The organism is Acinetobacter legionensis, assembly GCF_057165765.1.
Genome location: NZ_CM169896.1, coordinates 2,213,557 through 2,234,234, shown reverse-complemented (window position 1 = coordinate 2,234,234; position 20,678 = coordinate 2,213,557). Strand labels below are relative to the sequence as shown.

Here is a 20,678-nt window from a genome sequence, read left to right as displayed (position 1 = left end):
TCATCCTTGTTAAAGCATAAGCACTTGTAACTCAATTTCAATGAATGTAAAAAAAATCCCTGAAATACTATCTTTCTTTTTCTGTTTATTTCATAGTATTCATTAATGGTATTTTAAATTTACAAATGTAATTTGGAACTTCGTATGAAATGGGAAGAAATAGGCAATCAACCGTGTTCAATTGCGCGTACATTATCTGTATTGGGTGATCGATGGACCATGCTTATTTTACGTAATGCTTTTATGGGTTTACGTCGTTTTGATGATTTTCAAGAAAATTTAGGTGTGACAAGACATGTATTGTCTGAACGCCTAAAACGTTTGGTTGAGCATGAAATATTGGTTAAAGTGGCTTATGTAGATCGACAAGAGCGTTATGAATATCGCTTAACTGATAAGGGTTTAGATCTATATCCTATTTTATTAACCATGGTGGCATGGGCGGATAAATGGATGGATGAGGGGCTGGGTGCGCCTATGGTGTATCAACATAGCGTCTGTGGACATGAGTTTACTCCGATATTGGTATGTTCAGAATGTCAGCAGGCTGTGAATGCGAGACAGGTGAAGCCAATCGTTACGTCTGCGTTTTTCCAATACTTAGCGCAGAAAAAATTAGCTTGATTGCTATTCCTTAGATGATTTTTAATATTTATCATGAATTGATTTTAGATTAAGTTGTTGGTAAAAATCATAAAAATCTAAAGACATGTGCACTTATTATTTTTAGTGTTTGTGAAAATGTTTAGATGAAGCGTAGCAAGTAATTTGAAATTTTAATTACTGATATTGTTTTTAATTTTTGTTAACAAGATATAAAATATGTGATTGTTCAATTTAAAAAATATATAATTTAAAATAATAAGTAAAAGTATGAAAAACAGTAACTGTAATCTTATTTTAGAAAATAAGGTTTATTGCTTGATAAAGAATTTAGAGTTTTTTTAGCAGATAATTTTGATCAAGTCATTCACTTTTATATACTTATTTAACTGATGCAAAATTTTAATAATTTATAAAATATTTAATATGGAGTAATCGAATGGGAATTGGTTCAAGCCCAACAGTCGGAAGTACTTGTGATACGTGCCTACAGAAGTTTACGATTCATTTTCGAAGATGTGAAGATAACATATATGATGGAAGTTATGGTTTTGATTGGTACAGACCTGAATACTTTAAAAAATTAACCAACTATAGACCGAATGCAGCAACAAAATTTGGAAACAAAGTTGCTTTAGTCAGTGGTTCGATACAATCATTAAAAGCGACATATACTCAAGACCAAATTACCAAAATTAGCCCATTTGGCACAGAATATATCCCTGCATGGTTAGCAATGTACCCAAGCTCACAGGAGGATAACAATAGTTCTAACCCTGTCAATCAAGGGGTTAGGCTTAATTTAGAGTTGAGACTATTAGATTCAGAAAATAATTTTTCATTAAAAAATGATGGAACAAAGATTAAGTTTGAAGTTTCAAATCCGAATATTATTATTGAACCAGCAGAGTTCAGTGTCGAAGATTTTATTTACGCCAAAAAAATGACGCGAGATTTAGGCGAAGATACTAAAAGAGAAGAAGAGATTTATTATTTAGCTTCAGAAATAGTGAATATTAAGTGCACAGGTGCTTTGCAAAAACATGAAGAAATCATTGTAACAGCAATAAAAGGAGAGACCCAAGAGAAAGTTGGGAAGCTAATGCTCTATCATAATGCTGTGATTCCTACTATATCAGTTATCTTTGTAGACGTTATAACTGATGGAAAAAAACCAAGCCGTTCACATGATTATGAAAATTTTTTAAAGCATAACTCATTTAACCAAGCTTTAATTAATGTAGAAATAAAAAATGCCCCAACATTTGATTTAAACAAATATCGTAGCAAAGACGATGATGTTAATATATCTTTGAATAAATTAAATATAAATGACATGGGTTATTTTTTAAGTGACTTAACTAAGTTTTATAAAAAATATCAAGATAAAAACTTAGCGACTAAAAATTATGTTTTCGTCACAACTGTAGAAATAAAGAATGCAGTTGGTGCTGGTGGTGACAGCGTTACTTTATTTAACTGTCCTCAAAATATATTTAATCAAGTCGTGGTACATGAATTAGGGCATCGTTTTGGATTAGATCATTTGTTTGAATCACAGAAAATTACAGCCAAAGGATCGAGCTTTCAATTTATACAGGGTACTACAGCTAATTTTTTAGATTATGATCATTCGGATGGCGTAAATTTAAAAAATAAAACTGCAGTCAATCCAAATCAAACACTAAAATATTTTTTCAAATACCAATGGGATTTGCTCAGGAAGAAAGTGAAATAATTTATGCTATCGCCAGTTTAGATATTTACTCGCTATATTGATGGGTTTGATCTCATATTGAATTAAACGGATCAATTTTTATGGAGTGATCACAAACAATTTGCAGGTTTAGGGATACCTGCCAAACGGCTTAAATGGCGGGCAACCAGTCCTGTATTAAATTTCTCTTGTAGAACAGCATTATCAATTGCTGGGTTGATCGTTTTCATTAAAAATTTAATCAGTGGACGAGTTGCAGGAGAGTGACCAAACTGGGTATAAAATTGACGTATTGCATACAACACTTCAAAATGCCATGGGGTCAGTTGTAGATCTAAACTTTGTGCCAACTCTTGGGCAACCTGTTCATTCCAAATGGTATAATCTACTAAATGTCCATCTTGGTCTAACTCAAAGCTCATAAAACAACCTAAATAAAACAAACGAAACAATGTAACTTTTGATCAATAAAACATCAAAGATTGATTTTTAAAAAATCGAAGATAATTTACAACCTAGCCCACTATTTTAAACTGATACAACGGTTAAAGTCTAAAACCAACTGAGCAAATTGTGAGTAAGAAATTGATTTAAAATTTTCAGGAATGGATTCAGATAAAATCTCAGCATCATTTTCAAGAAGATAAAGATTCTGTTTGTTTGTTAAGCGCTGATCTGCTGCAAACAGTACCGCATCACCCATTAAAACAATGTGATCATGAGAACCATACAGTTGATCCAACTGATTCAATATATGGTCTGTATGTATAAAAGAAGATTGAATTAAATAAAGTGTTTTATCTGACATTTGAACTTTCCATCTACAGCTTACCAATACAACACATGATCAAAAGACTGAATAAATTCAGCATTCAGTTCTACAAATTTCAACTCTTGTTGTGATTGAGTAACAAAATTCGAGGATTTATTCATATTTTCTACTAAAACTGGTGTTAAATCATAGAATTCAAAGCTATCGACTAGATTCGAAGCAAGCTTAAATACGTGATTTAATTGGTCAAAAGCCATTTCTGATTTAAGTAGGCTTAATCCAGCGTCTTTAAGTAACACTTTGACTTTACAGCCAAAAGTTGCAAGCACCATGGTTGCTGACAAGCTTTCATGTATCTGCAATGTATTTAAATTTGCTTGAGTTATCACAACGAGCACAGTATTCACACAAATTACCTTTTAAATGCAACACGCTAATGGGATGATCAACTTAGAATTGAATGATACGATCTGTAGATTGAACAGCATCTGCAAGTTCGCCTAAACCCACAAGCTCAAAACCTTTTGCAAGATTATCGGCTGGAATTTGGTGACGTTTGGCATTCTCTTGATCTGTTATCCCCCGCGCTAATGCAGCACTCACACAGACAGGAAGTCGAATTGAGAGTTTTTGCCATTCTACAGATAAATTACGTTGATCGTCAGGAACCCATTGCAAGTTGTTCGCAACTTGTACACCATCTTGATAAAAGAAAACACGAAATTCTTGATCTTCAGCTTGCAGTGCTTGAGCTAAACCCAATGCATGCCATGCATGGATTGAAGTCGGTGCTGCGGTGATTAGTAATAAAGTACTCATTTGATGGCGATTCACTTGGAGAATGGACAGTTTGCAACATTCAAACTTGATAATGATAGGTAGTATACAATGATTTTAGTGACTGGTGGTTTAGGCTTTATAGGCTCGCATGTGGTTTTAAGTTTGCTAGCTCAAGGGCAAGCGGTCGTCATTGTGGATAATCTAGCCAATGCCAATCTGCAATGCTTAGAGCGCTTAGAATTTATTACAGGAATGTATATTCCCTTTGTCAAAATTGATATTCGTAATACTCCCGCTTTAAATAAAGTATTTGAACAATATTCAATAGATACCGTTGTCCATTGTGCCGGATTTAAATCCATTGAAGAGTCAAATTTAAAACCACTTGAATATTATAATGACAATCTCAGTTGTATTATGAGTTTATTACGCGCGATGCAGCGTACCGGTGTCAGAAATTTAGTACATCTTTCTAGCCTTATGGTTTATGCTCAATCGAGTTTAGAACTGAATGAACAAACCGTATTTAATTATGGTTATCCGAATCCTTATATAAAATCTCAGCAAATGATTGAAGAAATCATTAAAGACACATTTAAAACTGACGAAGAATGGAAAATTGCCATTTTAAGGGTTTCAAATGTTGTCGGTGCATTTGAGCATGGTGTCTTGGGGGAGTTTGTTGTACCACTTCCTAAAAATGTTGTCCCTTTGGCTCTACAAGTTGCGGCTCAGCAACGTGATCTGATTGAAGTACAACGTAATTCAGATACTCAGGATAAAACGACTGAGCGTAGCTTTGTACATGTTCTTGACCTATGTGAAGCAATTAGATCCACTATTCTTTGGCTACATGAGCAGGGCAATGTTTACCAAAGTTTTGATATTTCAGGTCCTGTCAGTTCGATACAGAACTTGATTCACTTGATCGAAGAGGTTACGTCAAGTCAAATTCATCAAATTGATGCAGTTTATAAATTAGATGAACTGGATCAGGTTGCATCTACCAGCAAAAAAGCATTCGAGGTTTTAAAATGGAAAGCTCAGCGCTCACTTAAACAAATGATCGAAGATGAATGGCGTTTTTATCAAAATACTTTAAATAATCGGTAAAAATCCAGAATAGATTATTTTTGTAAATAATTATCATTTACATGTTTAATTGATTTGTTTAGCATAATCGCTTCGCTGAAGCTGGTGTTTTTACGCAGATGTTGTCAAAACAAGCTTTAACTTGAAAATAAGATATGGACGAAGAAGAGGTTGAAAATGCAAACACGTATTGAACATGACACAATGGGCGATGTTGAAGTCCCAAGCGAAGCAATGTGGGGTGCACAAACTCAGCGAAGCGTAGAAAACTTTAAAATTGGTACAGAACATATGCCACGGCCGATGATTCGAGCGATGGGTCTGGTCAAAAAGGCAGCAGCAATAACCAATGCCAGCTTAAATCAAATTCCGCATGATCTGTCACAGTATATTGTCGATGCTGCAGATGAGGTGATTTTAGGGAAATGGGATTCACAATTTCCGTTGGTGGTTTGGCAAACAGGTTCCGGTACGCAAAGTAACATGAACTGTAATGAAGTCATTGCCAATATTGCCAATCAAAAGTTGGGTAATCCATTAGGTTCACAAAAGCCTGTGCATCCGAATGATCATGTCAATCGCGCACAATCTACGAATGATTCATTTCCAACAGCGATTCATGTGGCTGCTGCAGTTCAAATCAATGAGTTGCTTATTCCAGCAGTAAAACGCTTACGAGATACTTTAAATCGCAAATCAGAAGAGTTTGACGATATTGTTAAGATTGGTCGTACTCATTTACAGGATGCAACACCACTTACATTAGGACAGGAATTCAGTGGTTATGTATCACAACTGGATCATGGACTAAAACGTTTACAACAGGCTTTGGTGTGGCTCTATGAGTTACCACTTGGTGGCACAGCTGTTGGTACAGGTTTAAATGCGCATCCTGAATATGCAGACAAAGCTGCAGAAGAATTAGCCAAACTTACGGGGTTACCATTTATTAGTAATCCCAATAAGTTTGAAGCTCTTGCTGGTCGTGATGCTGCTGTATTTTCTTCTGGCTCATTGAAAACCTTAGCTGCAAGTTTAAATAAGATTGCCAATGATATACGCTGGTTAGCAAGTGGACCACGTTGTGGTTTGGGTGAGTTACGTATTCCTGAGAATGAACCAGGTTCAAGCATCATGCCTGGTAAAGTCAACCCAACCCAATGTGAAGCAATGACAATGGTGGTTGCGCAAGTCATGGGGAATGATACAACGATTAATTTTGCTGGTGCAGCGGGGAATTTTGAACTGAATGTTTATATGCCTGTGATTGCATATAATCTTGTTCAGTCGATTCAATTGCTTGGTGATGCGTGTAATAGTTTTGATGAACACTGCGCCGTAGGTATTGAACCAAATCGTGAAAAAATTGATTATTTCTTACACAATTCATTAATGTTGGTAACAGCATTGAATCCTGTGATTGGTTATGAAAATGCGGCTAAAGTTGCTAAAACTGCTTATAAAGAAGATAAGACTTTAAAAGAAGTTGCGATAGAACTTGGTTTTGTTACAGCTGAACAGTTTGATGAAGTGGTACAACCTGAAAAAATGGTACGTCCAAACACGAAATAAGGAGCTGTAAACGACTATACTTTTGATGATTCATTTAGAAAGCATCAGTCGTCTAAAAAAGCACCTTAAGGTGCTTTTTTAGACTTTGGAGGGGGTATAAGACTTACATTAACCATGTTTCTCGCTAACTTTATGGTCGCTCTATTTTGTTATGAGCCTCTAATTGAGCGCCGTTTTCTCAAAATATTGAACAGCAGGTGAACGTGACATATAAGCTAAAGCCTGCTCAGTATCACCTTCATGAATTGGGTTAAACTTTGGAGATGTCCAACGTAGAGTGGCTTTCCATAAATATTTAATGGTTGGTAGGTGATCTGTTTTCGTTGCGGTTTTTTCAAACTCTCGAATAAAAGAAAAGAATCCACGGCGCATTAATTTTTGAATGTGTTGATGTTCAGTATCTTGTTGTCCAAGACTGCGAGCAAAATCAACAAGGAAATAAATAAAGAGTGGAAAAATTCCCATCATGATGAGTTGTCTGGAAACATAAAAACCTAATTTTTGTTGTAATAAATGCTCAAACAAATCATAAGCGACACAACGATGTTCTACTTCTTCAGCGAGATGCCAGCGGAATAAATCAGCCATGGCTGGATCTGCTTTATCCCAAGATTTGCTATCCAGCGTCCATTGCCCAATCGTACCTGTAAAATGCTCGATCGCTGCAATGACACCTACACGAAAGATTAACCAATATTCGTCAAATTTCTTTACTTTTAAAAATGGAATTCCTAATGGTTTGTCACCTAATAAAATGTTGAAAACAAGATGGGCACGATTTAATGGTTCTTGTATGTCATAGCCATTTTCTCTTAAAAAATCTTGTACTTTTTCATGTGCGCGTGCATGTGCAGCTTCTTGACGGACAAAGCCAATAACCTCTTGTTTTAATTTTTTATCTGTAATATGTGGAAGGGTTTTATTAAATACTCTACAGAACCAAAATTCACCGGCAGGCAAAAGCATATTAATACCATTGGCGATATGTGAACATAATGGATCATCTGGCATCCAACATACAGAAGACTCAGAAAAATCGAAATATACTTTTCTTGCTTTAATTTGATGACTTTCCGTGATCATTGTGGTTATCCAACATGAAACTGTTAAACGATTAAAAGTTTTTACCATTTAGAATAATTTGCGACCATATCCTTTAGGGACACTTTTTTTATGATTTTTATTCTTTTGAGTAGGAAATATTAATTTAAGGGTTTAATTTTATATTTTAAATCATTGATATTATTATTTTTTAAATTGTAAATCTAGAAAGTTAAGATGTGATAATTAATGTGGATGAAATGATATAAAATAATTTTAATGGGGTGAATCAGCTATAAAAATATCAAATTTCTATCTTTTAACACTGAGATTTAAACACATTGATTATTCAATAAAAAGAATGATAGTTCACGAATTATTGATTGATTTATATTGATGATTTTACTAAATTTTATTTTTAAATCACTGCATTTTTTTGGATGTTATTTTTAATTTTTTTTATATATCAAATATTTGAAATTTTATAGCGCTTGGGGTTGTTATTGGTTTTATTGGTTTTATTGGTTTTATAGATTTTATTAACAATTTTTAATTTTATTTTTCAATAAAAATTAATTTATAGTGTCAGCTCAACTTTATAATATTGACTCAGGTATAACATGAATAAAAGAAAAGTTATTACAGTCTTCATTACAAGTGGCATGGTCACTTTTGCCATAGCCGCAACCACACTATCACCAAACCAGAATAACCAGAGTGGAATCATCCCAACAGGCTATGATGATCTGATATTTAGTGTATCTAATGGCAATTGGGTGAAGAATATTTCCTTACCGAATGTAGCAAAAGAAGGTGCCTTAATTACAATTCAATCAACTGCGGGTTATGACAGTGATATTGATTTAAGTAATGTAAATATTGAAAAAAAAGGCGTTCTCACGCTAAAGTCTGGAAACAGTTATCGTTTTAAATTTAGTAATGGAAAATGGGAGTTTTATGCGCCTGAAACTGCCAATTTTACGCCTGAAAAAAATGGCAATACTATTCCAGTATTTCAACAATCACAGGCTCAATATGTTGTAAGTGATGCTGCTTGGACTGATATAATTCATTTACCGCAAACAGGTCAGAATGGCCAGATTCTTGTGGTTAAGTCCAATGCGCTTAAATCCTCAAAAATTAATTCACAAAATGCTTTATTTCCGAGTACATTGGTTGTCAATAAAAATGATGCATATATCTTTCAATATAATCAAGAACTGAGTAAATGGGTTCCACTGTCTGTTCCGACACGTATTATCAACGTGATCAATGGTAATACTGCGGCATTAAATACCGCTTTGCAAAATTTAACTGCACCTAAAACAGAAATTCGTTTTGCTGATGGGGCGTGGGTGTCTTCATTAAAATTACCGCAAACAGCAAACGACCGAGATCGTATCATTGTTAGCTCAACTGCAAGCTGGCAATCAGTGATTGAAAATGAAAATACCAATACCACCGCAACCCTAAAAATCAACAAGGGCAATCGTTATGAGTTCATTTATATTGCAGATAAATCGTATTGGGTGTTGGCTTCGTCTCCTAAAACTGTATTCACTGCAAACACCGCTGCACAAGGTTTTACATTTAAAACCCCTGTTGTTGAAATAACCGCTGATAATGCACAATGGGCACCTGTTGTAAATTTGCCAGCGGCTCAGTCGGGTGACAAGGTCATCGTATCTAATTCTGCGGATACAGCGTTTACAGTTTCAGGTAGCAACATTAGTGCAAGTTTGAAAAAAGGCGATAAAATCCGTTTGATATTCAACAATGGGGTTTGGAACACCGATAGCTATCAGATTGATCTATTGCTTGTGAATAGTCCGGTAGTCAATGACAAACTCGGTGCAACTGCTGCAAAAATTCAAGCCCGTGAAGCACTTAGATTAACCAACGAAGCGCTTGAAAACTCGCAAGCAAAAGCCTACTACAAAGAAGTCGGATACTTGGATTATCGAATCCCTGGAACGACACTCGGTGATGCGATTAATTTAGGACGTTCAGATGCCACCGTACAAGCGGAAAGAACCAGAACAGGTGCTGATGCGATATATACCATTACAGATCATTCTGGTTGCGGTCTCGCCTATGTAAATAGCACACCTAGCAAGTACAACATGATCGGATCACATAACTATGGTTGTGGTATCACTGCAATGCGGCATGAGTTAGGGCATAACATGGGGCTAGGACATAGTTTTGATCGAACCACAGGTTATAACTGGGGATTTGGTCATCCTTTAGGCAGTACCATTATGGGTGGAAATCAAATTGGCTTATATTCAAGCCCAGATATCTATAGTCCTGAATATGGCGTGCGTTTAGGTGAAACTGACAAATTTGATGGCTTAAGAAAAATTAATGAGAATGTTGAAGCTATTTCAAAATTTTTAGTTGCGGTTAATCCATAATGAATAAACGGATATATCTCATTATTTCCGTTGTTTTAACTGTTTTGGTGGTTTCTTTGTTGGCTTGGTTCATCTCAGGTCAACAGGAGACAGCTGATACAGCTAAAGCGATTGCGTCTAAACAAAATGAACAAATCGATCAAGTGAATTCACCGAAACTAAATGCAAATCTTACTGAAACACAAGTATTGCAACGTATAAAAGACAGCCATGCTCGCCGTAAACTTGTAACGCTGGATGAGGACAAATTACGTGCAGGGATTTTCAATCAACAGATGTTCAATTTGAGTACTGTCGATACGGTGTCTATGCATAATCCCGTTCCTTTGACAGATGCACAAAAAAAAGATGGGCGAATATTTCTGAGGAATGATCTATATACCTTAGAGGCGAAGAATGTCGGCGATCAAATCGTGTTTAATGTGTCAGGCTATGGTTTAAACAGACGGGCTGTTATAGAACGAATAGAAGTAGATCCAGGTGAAGATATTGTTAGTTGGTCAGGCTCTCTAGAAGGAGGAGATCAAAATAATGAGAAGTTTCATATTACTCAAACCATTAAAGACAATTTTACCATGGGCACGATTACAGCAGATGGTAAAACCTATACCATTTTGATGAAAAATGGCTATGGATGGGTCAATGACGTTGCCAATGAATCTGCCGCACTTGAGGCAGCGGAAAAGGAGACGGATCATGTACATTAATTTTTTTAATCTAAAGACATGATTTATTCTCTAAACCTGAAGTAGCAATAAAATGAAAATAGTAATTACAGCGTCATAACAAAGATTTAGACACCTCGAAAGGTGTCTAAAATCATCATTTATTTAAAATTATTTACGTACTGAATCAAGTACTTCTTTGTTTGTCACAACTTCTTGTGCTTTTGAATAACTTTCAATCAGTAATTGATAAGCAGGGAAGATTTGAGTGTACACTTGAGCCCATTCAGCAGCATCTTCACGGTTCCAAGTTTGTTGAATTTCTGAAGCAACCGCCGCTGTATCCATCGGTACCGCACCTGCTTGAACCACACGTGCTAAGGTAATTTCTTGTGCCATTTTGCTATACGTACCTGATGCATCAACCACAACAAAAACTTTATAGCCATCAGCAATTGCACTAATCGCTGGAAAAGCCATACACACACTGGTAATCGTACCCGCAATAATCAGGGTCTTTTTACCTGTTGCTTTAACCGCTTCAACGAACTCTTGATTATGCCAAGCATTAATTTCACCTTTACGTGCGACATATTTTGCATGGGGCGCATTTGCGTGTATTTCAGGAATAAGTGGGCCATTGGGGCCTTGAGGAACTGAGGCCGTGGTAATGACAGGAATGTTTGATAATGATGCTATTTTCGCTAAGGCTGCTGCGCGTTGGCGTAGTTCTGTCATTGGCATATCAGCAACGGTTTGAAATAAACCACTTTGATGATCAATTAACAGCATAACGGAATCATTTACATCAATCACTGGGGCTTGGCCATTAAAATTAGCTGGAGTAGACATTTTATATATCCTTAGTTAAGCAATCATTTGCTGTTTTTAATACTAACAGTAGGACAAACATTGAATTATGCTATTTATATGACATATTGTCTTATGTAGAGAACAGTTGCGATATTTAAGGGGATATGATGAAAGACTTAAATGACCTGTATTATTTTACCAAAGTGATTGAATATGGCGGCTTTTCAGCTGCAAGTAATGCGTTGGGCGTGACCAAATCATTGTTAAGTCGAAGAGTTGCGGAATTGGAAAACCGTTTAGGAGTAAAACTACTCAATCGAACCACGAAAAGAATTTCGATTACAGATGTCGGGAACATATATTTACAACACTGTAAAGCAATGCTTGTGGAAGCTGAATCAGCTGATGAGGCAATCGCACTGTTAAGCGCAGAGCCGACTGGAATTGTAAAAATTTCTTGTCCTACAAATTTATTGCATATTAATGTCAGTAAAATGTTGAATAAATTTTTAGCACGTTATCCGAAAGTTAAATTGCATGTGGAAGCGACAAATAGAAAGGTAGACTTGTTTAATGAACGTTATGACGTTGCAATTCGAATCAGACCCTTACCTTTAAAAGATAGTGATTTGATTGTACGTAGCCTATCCATTTCAAAACAATTTATTGTCGCAAGCCCTGATTTGTTGAATCAAAATTTCTTGATTAAAACACCAGGAGAATTAACAAGATTGCCTATTTTAATGATGGAGTCTTTGTCCTTTGAATATCATTGGGATCTTTATAATTCTAATAATGAATTATATGTGGTTAAGGATGAGCCGAGGCTAACCACTACTGATTTAAGTGCATTGCATTTAGCGACCTTAGATGGCTTGGGAATTGCAAAACTACCGGAATTAATTATTGCTGAAGACTTAAAAGCGGGCAGGCTAGTTAAAGTGATTCCTGAGTGGGAACCGATGCCAGAGCTTATTCATTTGGCCTATACTTCTAGAAGAGGTCTATTACCATCGGTAAAAGCTTTAATCGAGTTTTTGGTCACTGAGTTTGACCAGGTTTAGTTCTTTACAAGAATCAGCTTTATTCGCCCACCAGAATCTTTGATCGACAACAGGTGAATACTGCAATTGGCATTGAATAAACTGTCATAATTGTTAAAATGCATTTCTTTCGCTGTTTTCATGTTGTTTTTATTTTGTATTTAGGCTGCAAGATGATCAATAACGTTATAATAAACAGTATTTTAATTAAGGATTTTTTAATGTTATCAATTTATTTAACAGATGTTCAGGAAAATGTGCAGTTTAAAGATTACCCTGGTGAGCACCCTGTTAAATTTATTTTAAATTTCAAAAAGATTTTTCCAAGTGTAATGGAAATTTTACTCCCAGTACTTCCTGATGATGAAGACTTGGATAAAATGACTTGGGAATCCACAACTGAAGATTTTGAGATTTTTAAGAAACTCCTTACAGGTTGGGGCGTGATTGAGTTACGTTTACAAGCGATTAGCCAATATAAAAATAAAAATTTTGCAGATCAATTGCTTAAACAAGCTCAAGCCAAACGTAAAGAATTTGCAAAAAAGCAGCAACAATTGTCTACGGTTGAACTGGACTACTTATTTATGCATGAAACACATGCATTGATTGACGCTGAATTGGTTGAGTTAGGTGAAAAATTCTATTTACCTACTTTGCGAGATATTTGGAAAAACACTGTACCCGCCAAAGTGCTGAATGCTAATTTCTAGTCAAAAATTAGCAATAGATTGAAATGCTCAAATTCATGCATAAAAGGCAGTTTAAAACTGCCTTTTATTTTTTATTCTCTGTTTAAGTTCTTTAAATTGTAGGCCCAAGCGTATAAAACATAAAAAATAGAATAAATATTGAACTGATGATACTTAATATATTTAAAACTTTCATTTTTTAACCAATTGCGATATCTAAATTTTGAGTGGAAACATTTTTAATGCTTGGATTTTATTCGGCAGTTGTTTAAGCATGATGACAATGATTTAAATGAGGTCATTCATTTAGCAAGTCTTTATGATTTGATTTTAAATGTTGGTACTTCTTATTCAATCTTCTTTATTACGCGTTTGTACGATAAAACTTCTGATTGTGGCTAAAATTATCTCAGTCTTCGTTATGAAAGTCGAAAATAGATTCGCTATTATCCTTCATGCTTTACGATGTATACATCTCATGCTCAATTTTAACCTACAACGCAAGCCAGTTATGAAATGTCAACAGCCCCTTATATTTCTCCTAATTCACTTTTGCTTAGAAACATATGACAAAAGTAGATATTTCTAGCAAGTTTTTTTATGTTGTAATACTTTTGATTTTAATCAATTCATACTTGTTATGATTTTTTAAAATATCTTGATAATCTTTTTTAAAGTATAGGATTTCCCCGGGGATATATCCAAGGATATTCAGCAATGTCGAATAATTTTTTAGATTTAATTCATAAACGCCGTACAATTTATGCGATTGGACGTAATGTTAATCAATCTCCTGAGCATTTTACTGATTTGATTCAGCAAGCGATCAAGCAAAGTCCATCTTCTTTTAATTCGCAATCATCTCGTGCAGTGATCTTGTTTAATGCTGAACATGAGAAGTTCTGGAACTTTGTAAAAGTTCAACTGAAAGCTTATGCCAAAGATGAAGCGAGTGCCTTAAAAACAGAGACTAAAATGGACAGCTTTATCGCAGGCTTTGGTACCGTTCTTTTCTTTGAAGATTTAGAGGTGATCCAAAACTTACAAGAAAAATTTCCAGCTTATGCAGAAAACTTTCCGATTTGGGCTGAACACTCTACAGCAATCGCACAATTTTCAACGTGGACAGCTTTAAATAGCGACGGTATTGGTGCTTCCTTACAGCATTACAATCCAATTGTCGATGAACAAGTTCATGCAGAGTGGGATATACCCAAAACTTGGAAACTTCGTGCACAGCTGGTATTTGGTTCAATTGAAGCGGAGGCTGCTGAAAAAGCCTATATCGATGATGCTGTGCGTTTTAAAGTGTTTAAATAATTTTTTATTCCCCTAGCTTCTTGGCTTGCACAGCCAAGAAGCTTTGGTATTGAAAAGGGTAAAATCAATTTGCTTGCATAGATAAACATGTATCATTAAAATTGGTTTAACAGTTTTACTTGATGTTTAATTTCAGAAAGCCCTAAAGGATAAAATAGCGTGCGACCTGAATTTCCTGTTAAAAATATTTAATCTTCATTTAAAAAACTTACATTTAGGCAGCTCAAAACCGCTTATAAGAAACCGATTAATCTATTGATTCGATTATACAAAGCCTTAACTTATATCCAAGTTCTTTTGCAGGCTATTTCAAGAAAAATCAGAATTACCCCCATTAAAATATCCTTACCAATTTAGTCTTCGCATATGAGATTTTCAATTGAATCTAGATTGAAAACTAGATCAGTGCTATTTACTCCTTAAAAGCTTCGACGAAGATGGATGCTTTTTTAAGTTTTATTGATCATTGCTATATAACAAACAAATCATTAAAAAAGAAAGCGATTTCCAAAAAAGTGCTAAAGAGGCTTTGATTTAAAATTTAAATGTACTATAGTAAAGCTAGAAAAGTTGAGTAATATGCTTGGTTTTTATGCAGTTGATTCTTTATTTCAAGTTAAAGATCTACAGTTAAAAGCAAACTTATACTTTTTTTCTATCTCTCTCAATATGAGCAATCAATTGTGTTAAGAAGCAGTGGTCTGTTGCTGGCATTTGCAACAGTATTTTTACAGCTTGCGGTTTTTTTACAGCCGTTATTACCTGAGCAGTATCAAATTGCTCCGGTCTGTGAAGACATCACTCAAGCTTTATTGCGACCAACACATGCACATATTCATCATGGGCAAGAATCTAGTTTTATTCATCACTATTTACATTTAGATCAAGCCCAGCAAGCAAGCAGCTCAAGTCATGATCATCATGACATCAACCACCAATGCCAGTATTGTGTGGTATATGGCAATTTAGTGATGCCACCAGAAATTGGCGTAAAAGAAATCCTAGTACGTATTCAAGTACGTTTAATGGCCTATGTTGAAAACTTTCAGCATGTCTATTTTCAATTACAACGCCTGTTTCTGATTCCTCAAGGGCGAGCCCCACCTGTAGTCTTTGCATAACACATTCACCGATCCAAAGCTTTAGCTTCTTTAAATAAAAGCTTTAAAGCCATGCGGTCGTATTTCGAATTTATTGTGTAGAGAATGATCATGATTTTTCAAAATTTCCTCGATTTACAGGAAAGCAGCCTTTGCATGCTATTTTTAGCATTGTTTAAAAATACAGCAAAAAGAAAACAACAGATTATACTGAATGTTCAGGCGTATGCTGAGTTTGTAAAACAAAAAATGTTTATCAATGTATTCAAAATTCAATCTTTACCAACTTTACCAACTTTACCAATGAATAAGGTGATGTCATGGATCTAGGATTAACTGCTTTAGAATTGGCACGTATTCAGTTTGCTTTTACTGTTTCTTTTCATATTATTTTTCCTTCAATTTCTATCGGACTTGCAAGCTTTTTAGCTGTGCTTGAATGGCGCTGGCTAAAAACTCAAAACCCTGTTTACCAAGATTTATTTAAATTTTGGGTGAAAATTTTTGCTGTCGCTTTTGGTATGGGCGTGGTTTCTGGTGTGGTGATGAGTTATCAGTTTGGAACAAACTGGAGTGAATTTTCACGTGTTGCAGGCTCTGTGACAGGCCCATTATTGGCTTATGAGGTATTGAGTGCATTTTTCTTAGAAGCTGGTTTCCTGGGCATTATGCTGTTTGGTTGGGGGCGGGTAGGTCCTCGAGCGCATTTCTTTGCAACTGCTATGGTGGCAATTGGTACTTGTATTTCAATGTTCTGGATTTTATCTTCAAACAGTTGGATGCAAACACCACAAGGCTTTAGCATCGAAAATGGAATTATCGTACCGCAAGATTGGTTTGCAATTGTGTTTAACCCCTCATTTCCTTATCGTTTAGCCCATATGGCTGCTGCAGCATTCCTTGTTTCAGCCTTGCTGGTGGCTGCAACTGCTGCGTGGCATTTATTGAAAGGACGCCGTGACGCGCTAATCAAAAAATCGTTCTCAATGGCATTGTGGATGATTCTGGTCCTTGCACCATTACAGGTTCTCATCGGCGATAATCACGGTTTAAATACCTTAAAACATCAGCCTGCTAAACTTGCAGCGATTGAAGGGCATTGGGAAACCAACAAAGGTGAGGGCATGCCGCTATATCTGTTTGGTATTCCAGATATGCAAGCAGAAGAAACCAAATATGCTATTGGTATTCCAAATCTTGGTAGCTTAATCATGACCCATACGCTGGATGGTGAGGTAAAAGGCTTAAAAGAGTTTGCCCCTGAAGATCGTCCTAATTCTACCGTGGTGTTCTGGAGTTTTAGAATCATGGTTGGAATGGGCATGTTGATGATTCTCCTCGCCTTGATGGCATTGTTTCTACGCAAAGGTGGCAAGCTTTATGAAAATAAATGGTTACATCGTTTTGCTTTTGCTATGGGACCATCAGGATTTATTGCCTTGCTTGCAGGTTGGTTTACCACAGAGGTTGGTCGTCAACCGTGGGTGGTATATGGAGTGATGCGAACCAAAGATGCTTTATCTCCTGTTTCTGCGGAACAAGTCGGCCTCACTTTAATTATTTTCGTTGTGGTGTATTGCATCGTATTTGGCATCGGCATTTACTATATGTTGAAATTGATGCACAAAGGTCCACAATTTATCTACGCCACACCAGAAAGTGTAGCGCATAGTGAAGAAGCGGTTATTTTGGCCTCTAAACGCCCATTGACGAGTGTTGAAGATAGCGTTGATTCCAATGAACAGGAGCGTAAATAATGATTGATTTATCTCTGATTTGGATTGTCATTATCGCCATTGGTGTATTCATCTATGTAGTACTAGATGGTTTTGATTTAGGTATTGGGATTTTATTTCCCTTTGTTACAGATCAACACGAACGTGATGTGATGATGAACACTGTTGCACCTGTTTGGGATGGTAATGAAACCTGGATGGTACTCGGTGGTGCAGCGTTATATGCGGCATTTCCAATGGTCTATGCGACTGTATTATCCGCGTTATATATGCCAGTTATTCTTATGGTGATTGCTTTAATTTTCCGTGGTGTGGCTTTTGAGTTTCGTTTTAAAGCCAATCGAACCAAGCATTTATGGGACAAAGCATTTATTGGTGGATCAATTCTTGCCAGCTTTTTCCAAGGGATGATTCTTGGCGCATATATCCAAGGGATCAAAGTTGAAAACCATATGTATGCAGGTGGTGGTTTAGACTGGTTATCGCCGTTTACTGTGTTTACAGGTATTGGTGTTGTTGTACTTTACGCAGCACTCGGTTGTGGATGGTTAATTTTTAAAACTGAACTTGATTTACAAGATCGTATGTATCAGTTGATGCCTAAATTAATCGTTGCTTTGTTTGTCATCTTTGGCGCAGTCAGTATTTATACCCCGATGGCACATCCTGAAATTGCAGCACGCTGGTTTAGCCAACCACAATTGATGTATTTTAGTCCTGTACCAATATTGGTGGTGCTGTTTACTTTCCTAGTACTTCGCGCATGTAAAAAGCGTTATGAACTGAGTCCATTCCTTTATACCTTGGCTTTGGTTTTCCTTGCTTATACTGGGTTTATCATCAGTTTGTGGCCTTATGTGATTCCGCCATCAGTGACTATCTGGGAAGCTGCCGCGCCACAGAGCAGTCAATTGTTTGCTTTAATTGGTGCATTGATTTTAATTCCAATTATTTTGATCTATACCGGGCTTTCGTATTGGGTGTTTCGAGACAAAGTTCGAATTGGTGATGAAGGGTATCACTAAGGTTAAACGTAGCATGTTTAGTCTTTTGGCTTGAGTGAAAAATAGCCTAAGCAAGATTAAACATGCAACATGGTAAAAATTTAAAGGTTTAAATGAGGTAAGCAAGTATGAAACTATCTCAAACGCAATGGTTTGTCGTGTTATGGCTAGGTGGATTTCTAACATTGGCGCTTATTGCTGGTTTTTTTAGAATGTTAATTCAATTAGCCTACTAAGGTTTTACTGAATAAAAAATGAGGAACTATGTTCCTCATTTTTTGTTTTTCATTAACTATTGAGATAATAGACTGAAATAAAAATATAAACCGCAGTAAAGGCAACAGTGACAATAATCGTAAAATAATAAAATAGCCTAAGCACAATTATAGGAATGCAATCTGATATTATCTTTTATAATGACATAAAAAGTACTTTATCTAATTTAAACTGGATTTTATGTCATGTTTGGATTATTTTCTGGCAAAGATTGATGACTAAACTCCGGCACACCCTAGCCAATGATTTTCATGATGCATAGTATAAATGGCTGGCATTGTTGAACTTTAGTTTTTGAGGATATCTAGATAGAAATAGGGTTCTAATTGACGAATTTCTGTGGGTTTAAGACCTGCATCTAAAAGGTATTTTTGTCTATTTTCGAGAACATCACGGACATCCTTAATACAATCTCTAGCTTGATCCAGGTTTAGTCCAAAGGCATTGCTACGACTGATAAGATTGTCATAGCTTCCAAACCGTCCATCATTGCCTAAAACCAGAGCATGTTCATTTGGAAATGAGCTTGGCATACCATGAGGTAAAACATCAAAAAGCGGGCTTAAAGCATAATGTTGCTTTTTCATGTCATACATTAAAAAACCATGATTTTTTAAATGATCGTCAGTATTGCTAATCATGACATTCAGCACCATACGCTTATAGAGTTCTTTTTGATTGCTGATAGCGTCAAAACAAATCTGACTACAGACTTTGGCAATACTCATATAGGACATTTTAGGATCTCCTATACGAATTTTCTGAATATTGAGCAAACTATTGGCACTTATATAGTGTTTTTTACGTTCAGGGCAGTTTCGATCAAAGCGTTCAACTAAGAGAATAGGGCGGCCCGCACATTCTGTTAGTTCGGCATTACATGTATTGAGCCCCATGTCTCGTGCCATATTCAGCGAAGCATATTCAACTTTACAGGTATCAAACAAATCATCACTTTTATTAAATTTAGCAATCCATTCTTTATTTTTATACATCACAAGGGTTTTGGGTCTGGCTCCGCCCATTGAAGCCCCGTTATATAACAGCTTATTTAATTCGAGTTGCTCAAGTTTCATCTCAAACGGATCTCGTTTTTTTTCGATAAGTTCAGTAATTTGTATGAAGGTTTCTAATTCTGCATATTGGATGATATTTGAATTGTTTTTTATATGCGATTTAGACAAGCTTCCAACAATACAGCCGACTGAATTTCCTTGTGAAGCGAGTAACCATTCCAATTGATTTAATGGTGTTCTACGGTGTAAGGCATTGGTTAAGCGTTTACCCCAATTGTCTGGTGTTGCATCTGCAAGTACACCAAAACCATCTTTAGAAATAGTTTCATATGGTTTGTTATCAGACTGAAAGCTTAGATTAAGTGGATCTAAAGGGAAGGCATCTACACGTTGTAAGTATGATTGACCATAAAGAAAGCGATAAATCGGCTTTTCATAAGAAAAGTGCGCAGCAATTGTTGGCTGGGAGCCTGTATCTATGAAAACATAACATCCTTTAACTTCATCCATGTTCATTTACCTATCAGAAATCATCACTAATCACAGACTGTTTTTTTAATCTTGCACGTACTGAACTATTACGATTTTCGAGTGCTAAGCCAACTTCATCCAACTCAGGATTCGCAAGTGAGCCTAGGGTATGTTCAAGGCCAAAGATTACTAAAACTGAAATCACATTTTTTAGGCTGATACTTGGATCACCTTTTTCCATACGTGAGATTGTTCGGTTATCTACATGAATGCGATTGGCCAAATCATGAATGGTCATATTACGTCGAAGTCGGGCTTTTTTGATATTCGTCCCAATTTGAGTCAACATGTCTTCCACACCATCAAGCATAAAATTATGCGCCGAAGTTCTCATAGCAACATCATCCAAAACATGACATAAAATGTATATTATCATGGTTAAGGTGGATTTTATGTCTTATTTTTATAATTTGAATTCAATGTATGAAATGTCGAATGGAATAGATAAGTGGCTTAATTTCACCTACTAGAATGAAGAAAATCATTAG

The 20,678-nt window shown here is 35.9% G+C and carries 22 protein-coding genes; 14 read left to right on the top strand and 8 right to left on the bottom strand.

Annotated elements, in window-relative coordinates; translation table 11 throughout:
* The first annotated feature begins 144 nt into the window (after window positions 1–144).
* Together AC2G3J_RS10235 and AC2G3J_RS10230 are read left to right on the top strand one after the other, a co-directional pair.
* Complete coding sequence (locus AC2G3J_RS10235) at window positions 145–624, top strand: winged helix-turn-helix transcriptional regulator (RefSeq protein ID WP_336951305.1); 480 nt, start codon at window positions 145–147, stop codon at window positions 622–624.
* Between the two features lie 418 nt (window positions 625–1,042).
* Window positions 1,043–2,341: a hypothetical protein gene (locus AC2G3J_RS10230; protein WP_483769942.1), complete on the top strand. Its 1,299-nt coding sequence runs from the start codon at window positions 1,043–1,045 to the stop codon at window positions 2,339–2,341.
* Between the two features lie 89 nt (window positions 2,342–2,430).
* On the opposite strand, the gene AC2G3J_RS10225 is transcribed toward AC2G3J_RS10230, so the two are convergent.
* The 4 genes from AC2G3J_RS10225 to tusD form a co-directional block, all read right to left on the bottom strand.
* Window positions 2,431–2,742: a TusE/DsrC/DsvC family sulfur relay protein gene (locus tag AC2G3J_RS10225; protein WP_483769941.1), complete on the bottom strand. Its 312-nt coding sequence runs from the start codon at window positions 2,740–2,742 to the stop codon at window positions 2,431–2,433.
* A 101-nt stretch (window positions 2,743–2,843) separates the two neighbouring features.
* A complete protein-coding gene (locus AC2G3J_RS10220; RefSeq protein WP_419820452.1) occupies window positions 2,844–3,128 on the bottom strand; it encodes a DsrH/TusB family sulfur metabolism protein in 285 nt (94 codons plus the stop codon).
* A gap of 20 nt (window positions 3,129–3,148) precedes the next feature.
* Window positions 3,149–3,499: a hypothetical protein gene (locus AC2G3J_RS10215; protein ID WP_336951300.1), complete on the bottom strand. Its 351-nt coding sequence runs from the start codon at window positions 3,497–3,499 to the stop codon at window positions 3,149–3,151.
* Between the two features lie 43 nt (window positions 3,500–3,542).
* Window positions 3,543–3,911, bottom strand: coding sequence for a sulfurtransferase complex subunit TusD (gene tusD / locus AC2G3J_RS10210; protein WP_004720599.1), 369 nt, complete (start codon window positions 3,909–3,911; stop codon window positions 3,543–3,545).
* 69 nt (window positions 3,912–3,980) lie between these two features.
* Between tusD and AC2G3J_RS10205 the strand changes: the two genes are divergently transcribed.
* Window positions 3,981–4,985, top strand: a complete 1,005-nt coding sequence (locus AC2G3J_RS10205; protein ID WP_419820451.1) for an SDR family NAD(P)-dependent oxidoreductase — start codon at window positions 3,981–3,983, stop codon at window positions 4,983–4,985.
* Window positions 4,986–5,141: 156 nt separating this feature from the next.
* Window positions 5,142–6,536 carry a class II fumarate hydratase gene (gene fumC / locus AC2G3J_RS10200; RefSeq protein WP_483769940.1) on the top strand — a complete coding sequence of 465 codons (1,395 nt, stop codon included), beginning with the start codon at window positions 5,142–5,144 and terminating at the stop codon, window positions 6,534–6,536.
* Between the two features lie 159 nt (window positions 6,537–6,695).
* Here the strand turns inward: fumC and AC2G3J_RS10195 are convergent, their stop codons facing one another.
* Window positions 6,696–7,619, bottom strand: coding sequence for a metal-dependent hydrolase (locus AC2G3J_RS10195; protein ID WP_483769939.1), 924 nt, complete (start codon window positions 7,617–7,619; stop codon window positions 6,696–6,698).
* 578 nt (window positions 7,620–8,197) lie between these two features.
* Here AC2G3J_RS10195 and cpaA point away from each other — a divergent pair.
* Window positions 8,198–9,994, top strand: coding sequence for a metalloendopeptidase CpaA (cpaA, locus tag AC2G3J_RS10190; protein ID WP_419360432.1), 1,797 nt, complete (start codon window positions 8,198–8,200; stop codon window positions 9,992–9,994).
* Window positions 9,994–10,701 carry a metalloprotease secretion chaperone CpaB gene (gene cpaB, locus AC2G3J_RS10185; protein ID WP_224965454.1) on the top strand — a complete coding sequence of 236 codons (708 nt, stop codon included), beginning with the start codon at window positions 9,994–9,996 and terminating at the stop codon, window positions 10,699–10,701. The genes cpaA and cpaB overlap by 1 nt, the downstream gene beginning before the upstream one ends.
* Before the next feature lie 129 nt (window positions 10,702–10,830).
* Here cpaB and AC2G3J_RS10180 read toward each other — a convergent pair whose 3' ends face one another.
* A complete protein-coding gene (locus tag AC2G3J_RS10180) occupies window positions 10,831–11,511 on the bottom strand; it encodes a hydrolase (protein ID WP_056511050.1) in 681 nt (226 codons plus the stop codon).
* A gap of 128 nt (window positions 11,512–11,639) precedes the next feature.
* Here AC2G3J_RS10180 and AC2G3J_RS10175 point away from each other — a divergent pair, with 128 nt between their 5' ends.
* The 8 genes from AC2G3J_RS10175 to AC2G3J_RS10140 all read left to right on the top strand — a co-directional run bounded on the left by AC2G3J_RS10175 (window position 11,640) and on the right by AC2G3J_RS10140 (window position 18,603).
* Window positions 11,640–12,536, top strand: a complete 897-nt coding sequence (locus tag AC2G3J_RS10175) for a LysR substrate-binding domain-containing protein (RefSeq protein WP_056511052.1) — start codon at window positions 11,640–11,642, stop codon at window positions 12,534–12,536.
* Window positions 12,537–12,736: 200 nt separating this feature from the next.
* Complete coding sequence (locus tag AC2G3J_RS10170) at window positions 12,737–13,228, top strand: hypothetical protein (RefSeq protein WP_004821426.1); 492 nt, start codon at window positions 12,737–12,739, stop codon at window positions 13,226–13,228.
* Window positions 13,229–13,924: 696 nt separating this feature from the next.
* The gene (locus AC2G3J_RS10165) at window positions 13,925–14,527 is read left to right on the top strand and encodes a nitroreductase family protein (protein ID WP_483769938.1); all 603 of its coding nucleotides are present in this window, start codon (window positions 13,925–13,927) and stop codon (window positions 14,525–14,527) included.
* Window positions 14,528–15,210: 683 nt separating this feature from the next.
* Window positions 15,211–15,648 (top strand): DUF2946 domain-containing protein, encoded by a 438-nt coding sequence (locus AC2G3J_RS10160; protein WP_419329124.1) that lies wholly within the window; start codon window positions 15,211–15,213, stop codon window positions 15,646–15,648.
* Between the two features lie 90 nt (window positions 15,649–15,738).
* Entirely contained in the window at window positions 15,739–15,957 is a 219-nt protein-coding gene (locus tag AC2G3J_RS10155; RefSeq protein ID WP_483769937.1) for a hypothetical protein, read from the top strand.
* Window positions 15,948–17,384 carry a cytochrome ubiquinol oxidase subunit I gene (locus AC2G3J_RS10150; protein ID WP_419329125.1) on the top strand — a complete coding sequence of 479 codons (1,437 nt, stop codon included), beginning with the start codon at window positions 15,948–15,950 and terminating at the stop codon, window positions 17,382–17,384. The genes AC2G3J_RS10155 and AC2G3J_RS10150 overlap by 10 nt, the downstream gene beginning before the upstream one ends.
* On the top strand, window positions 17,384–18,388 hold the full coding sequence (gene cydB / locus AC2G3J_RS10145; RefSeq protein WP_483769936.1) for a cytochrome d ubiquinol oxidase subunit II: 1,005 nt from the start codon (window positions 17,384–17,386) through the stop codon (window positions 18,386–18,388). Before AC2G3J_RS10150 ends, cydB begins: the two co-directional genes overlap by 1 nt.
* A gap of 107 nt (window positions 18,389–18,495) precedes the next feature.
* Window positions 18,496–18,603 carry a hypothetical protein gene (locus AC2G3J_RS10140; RefSeq protein WP_004720571.1) on the top strand — a complete coding sequence of 36 codons (108 nt, stop codon included), beginning with the start codon at window positions 18,496–18,498 and terminating at the stop codon, window positions 18,601–18,603.
* Between the two features lie 327 nt (window positions 18,604–18,930).
* Here AC2G3J_RS10140 and AC2G3J_RS10135 read toward each other — a convergent pair whose 3' ends face one another.
* Window positions 18,931–20,169 (bottom strand): type II toxin-antitoxin system HipA family toxin, encoded by a 1,239-nt coding sequence (locus tag AC2G3J_RS10135; protein ID WP_483769935.1) that lies wholly within the window; start codon window positions 20,167–20,169, stop codon window positions 18,931–18,933.
* Between the two features lie 13 nt (window positions 20,170–20,182).
* A complete protein-coding gene (locus AC2G3J_RS10130) occupies window positions 20,183–20,524 on the bottom strand; it encodes a helix-turn-helix transcriptional regulator (RefSeq protein ID WP_419329127.1) in 342 nt (113 codons plus the stop codon).
* Between the last annotated feature and the right edge of the window lie 154 nt (window positions 20,525–20,678).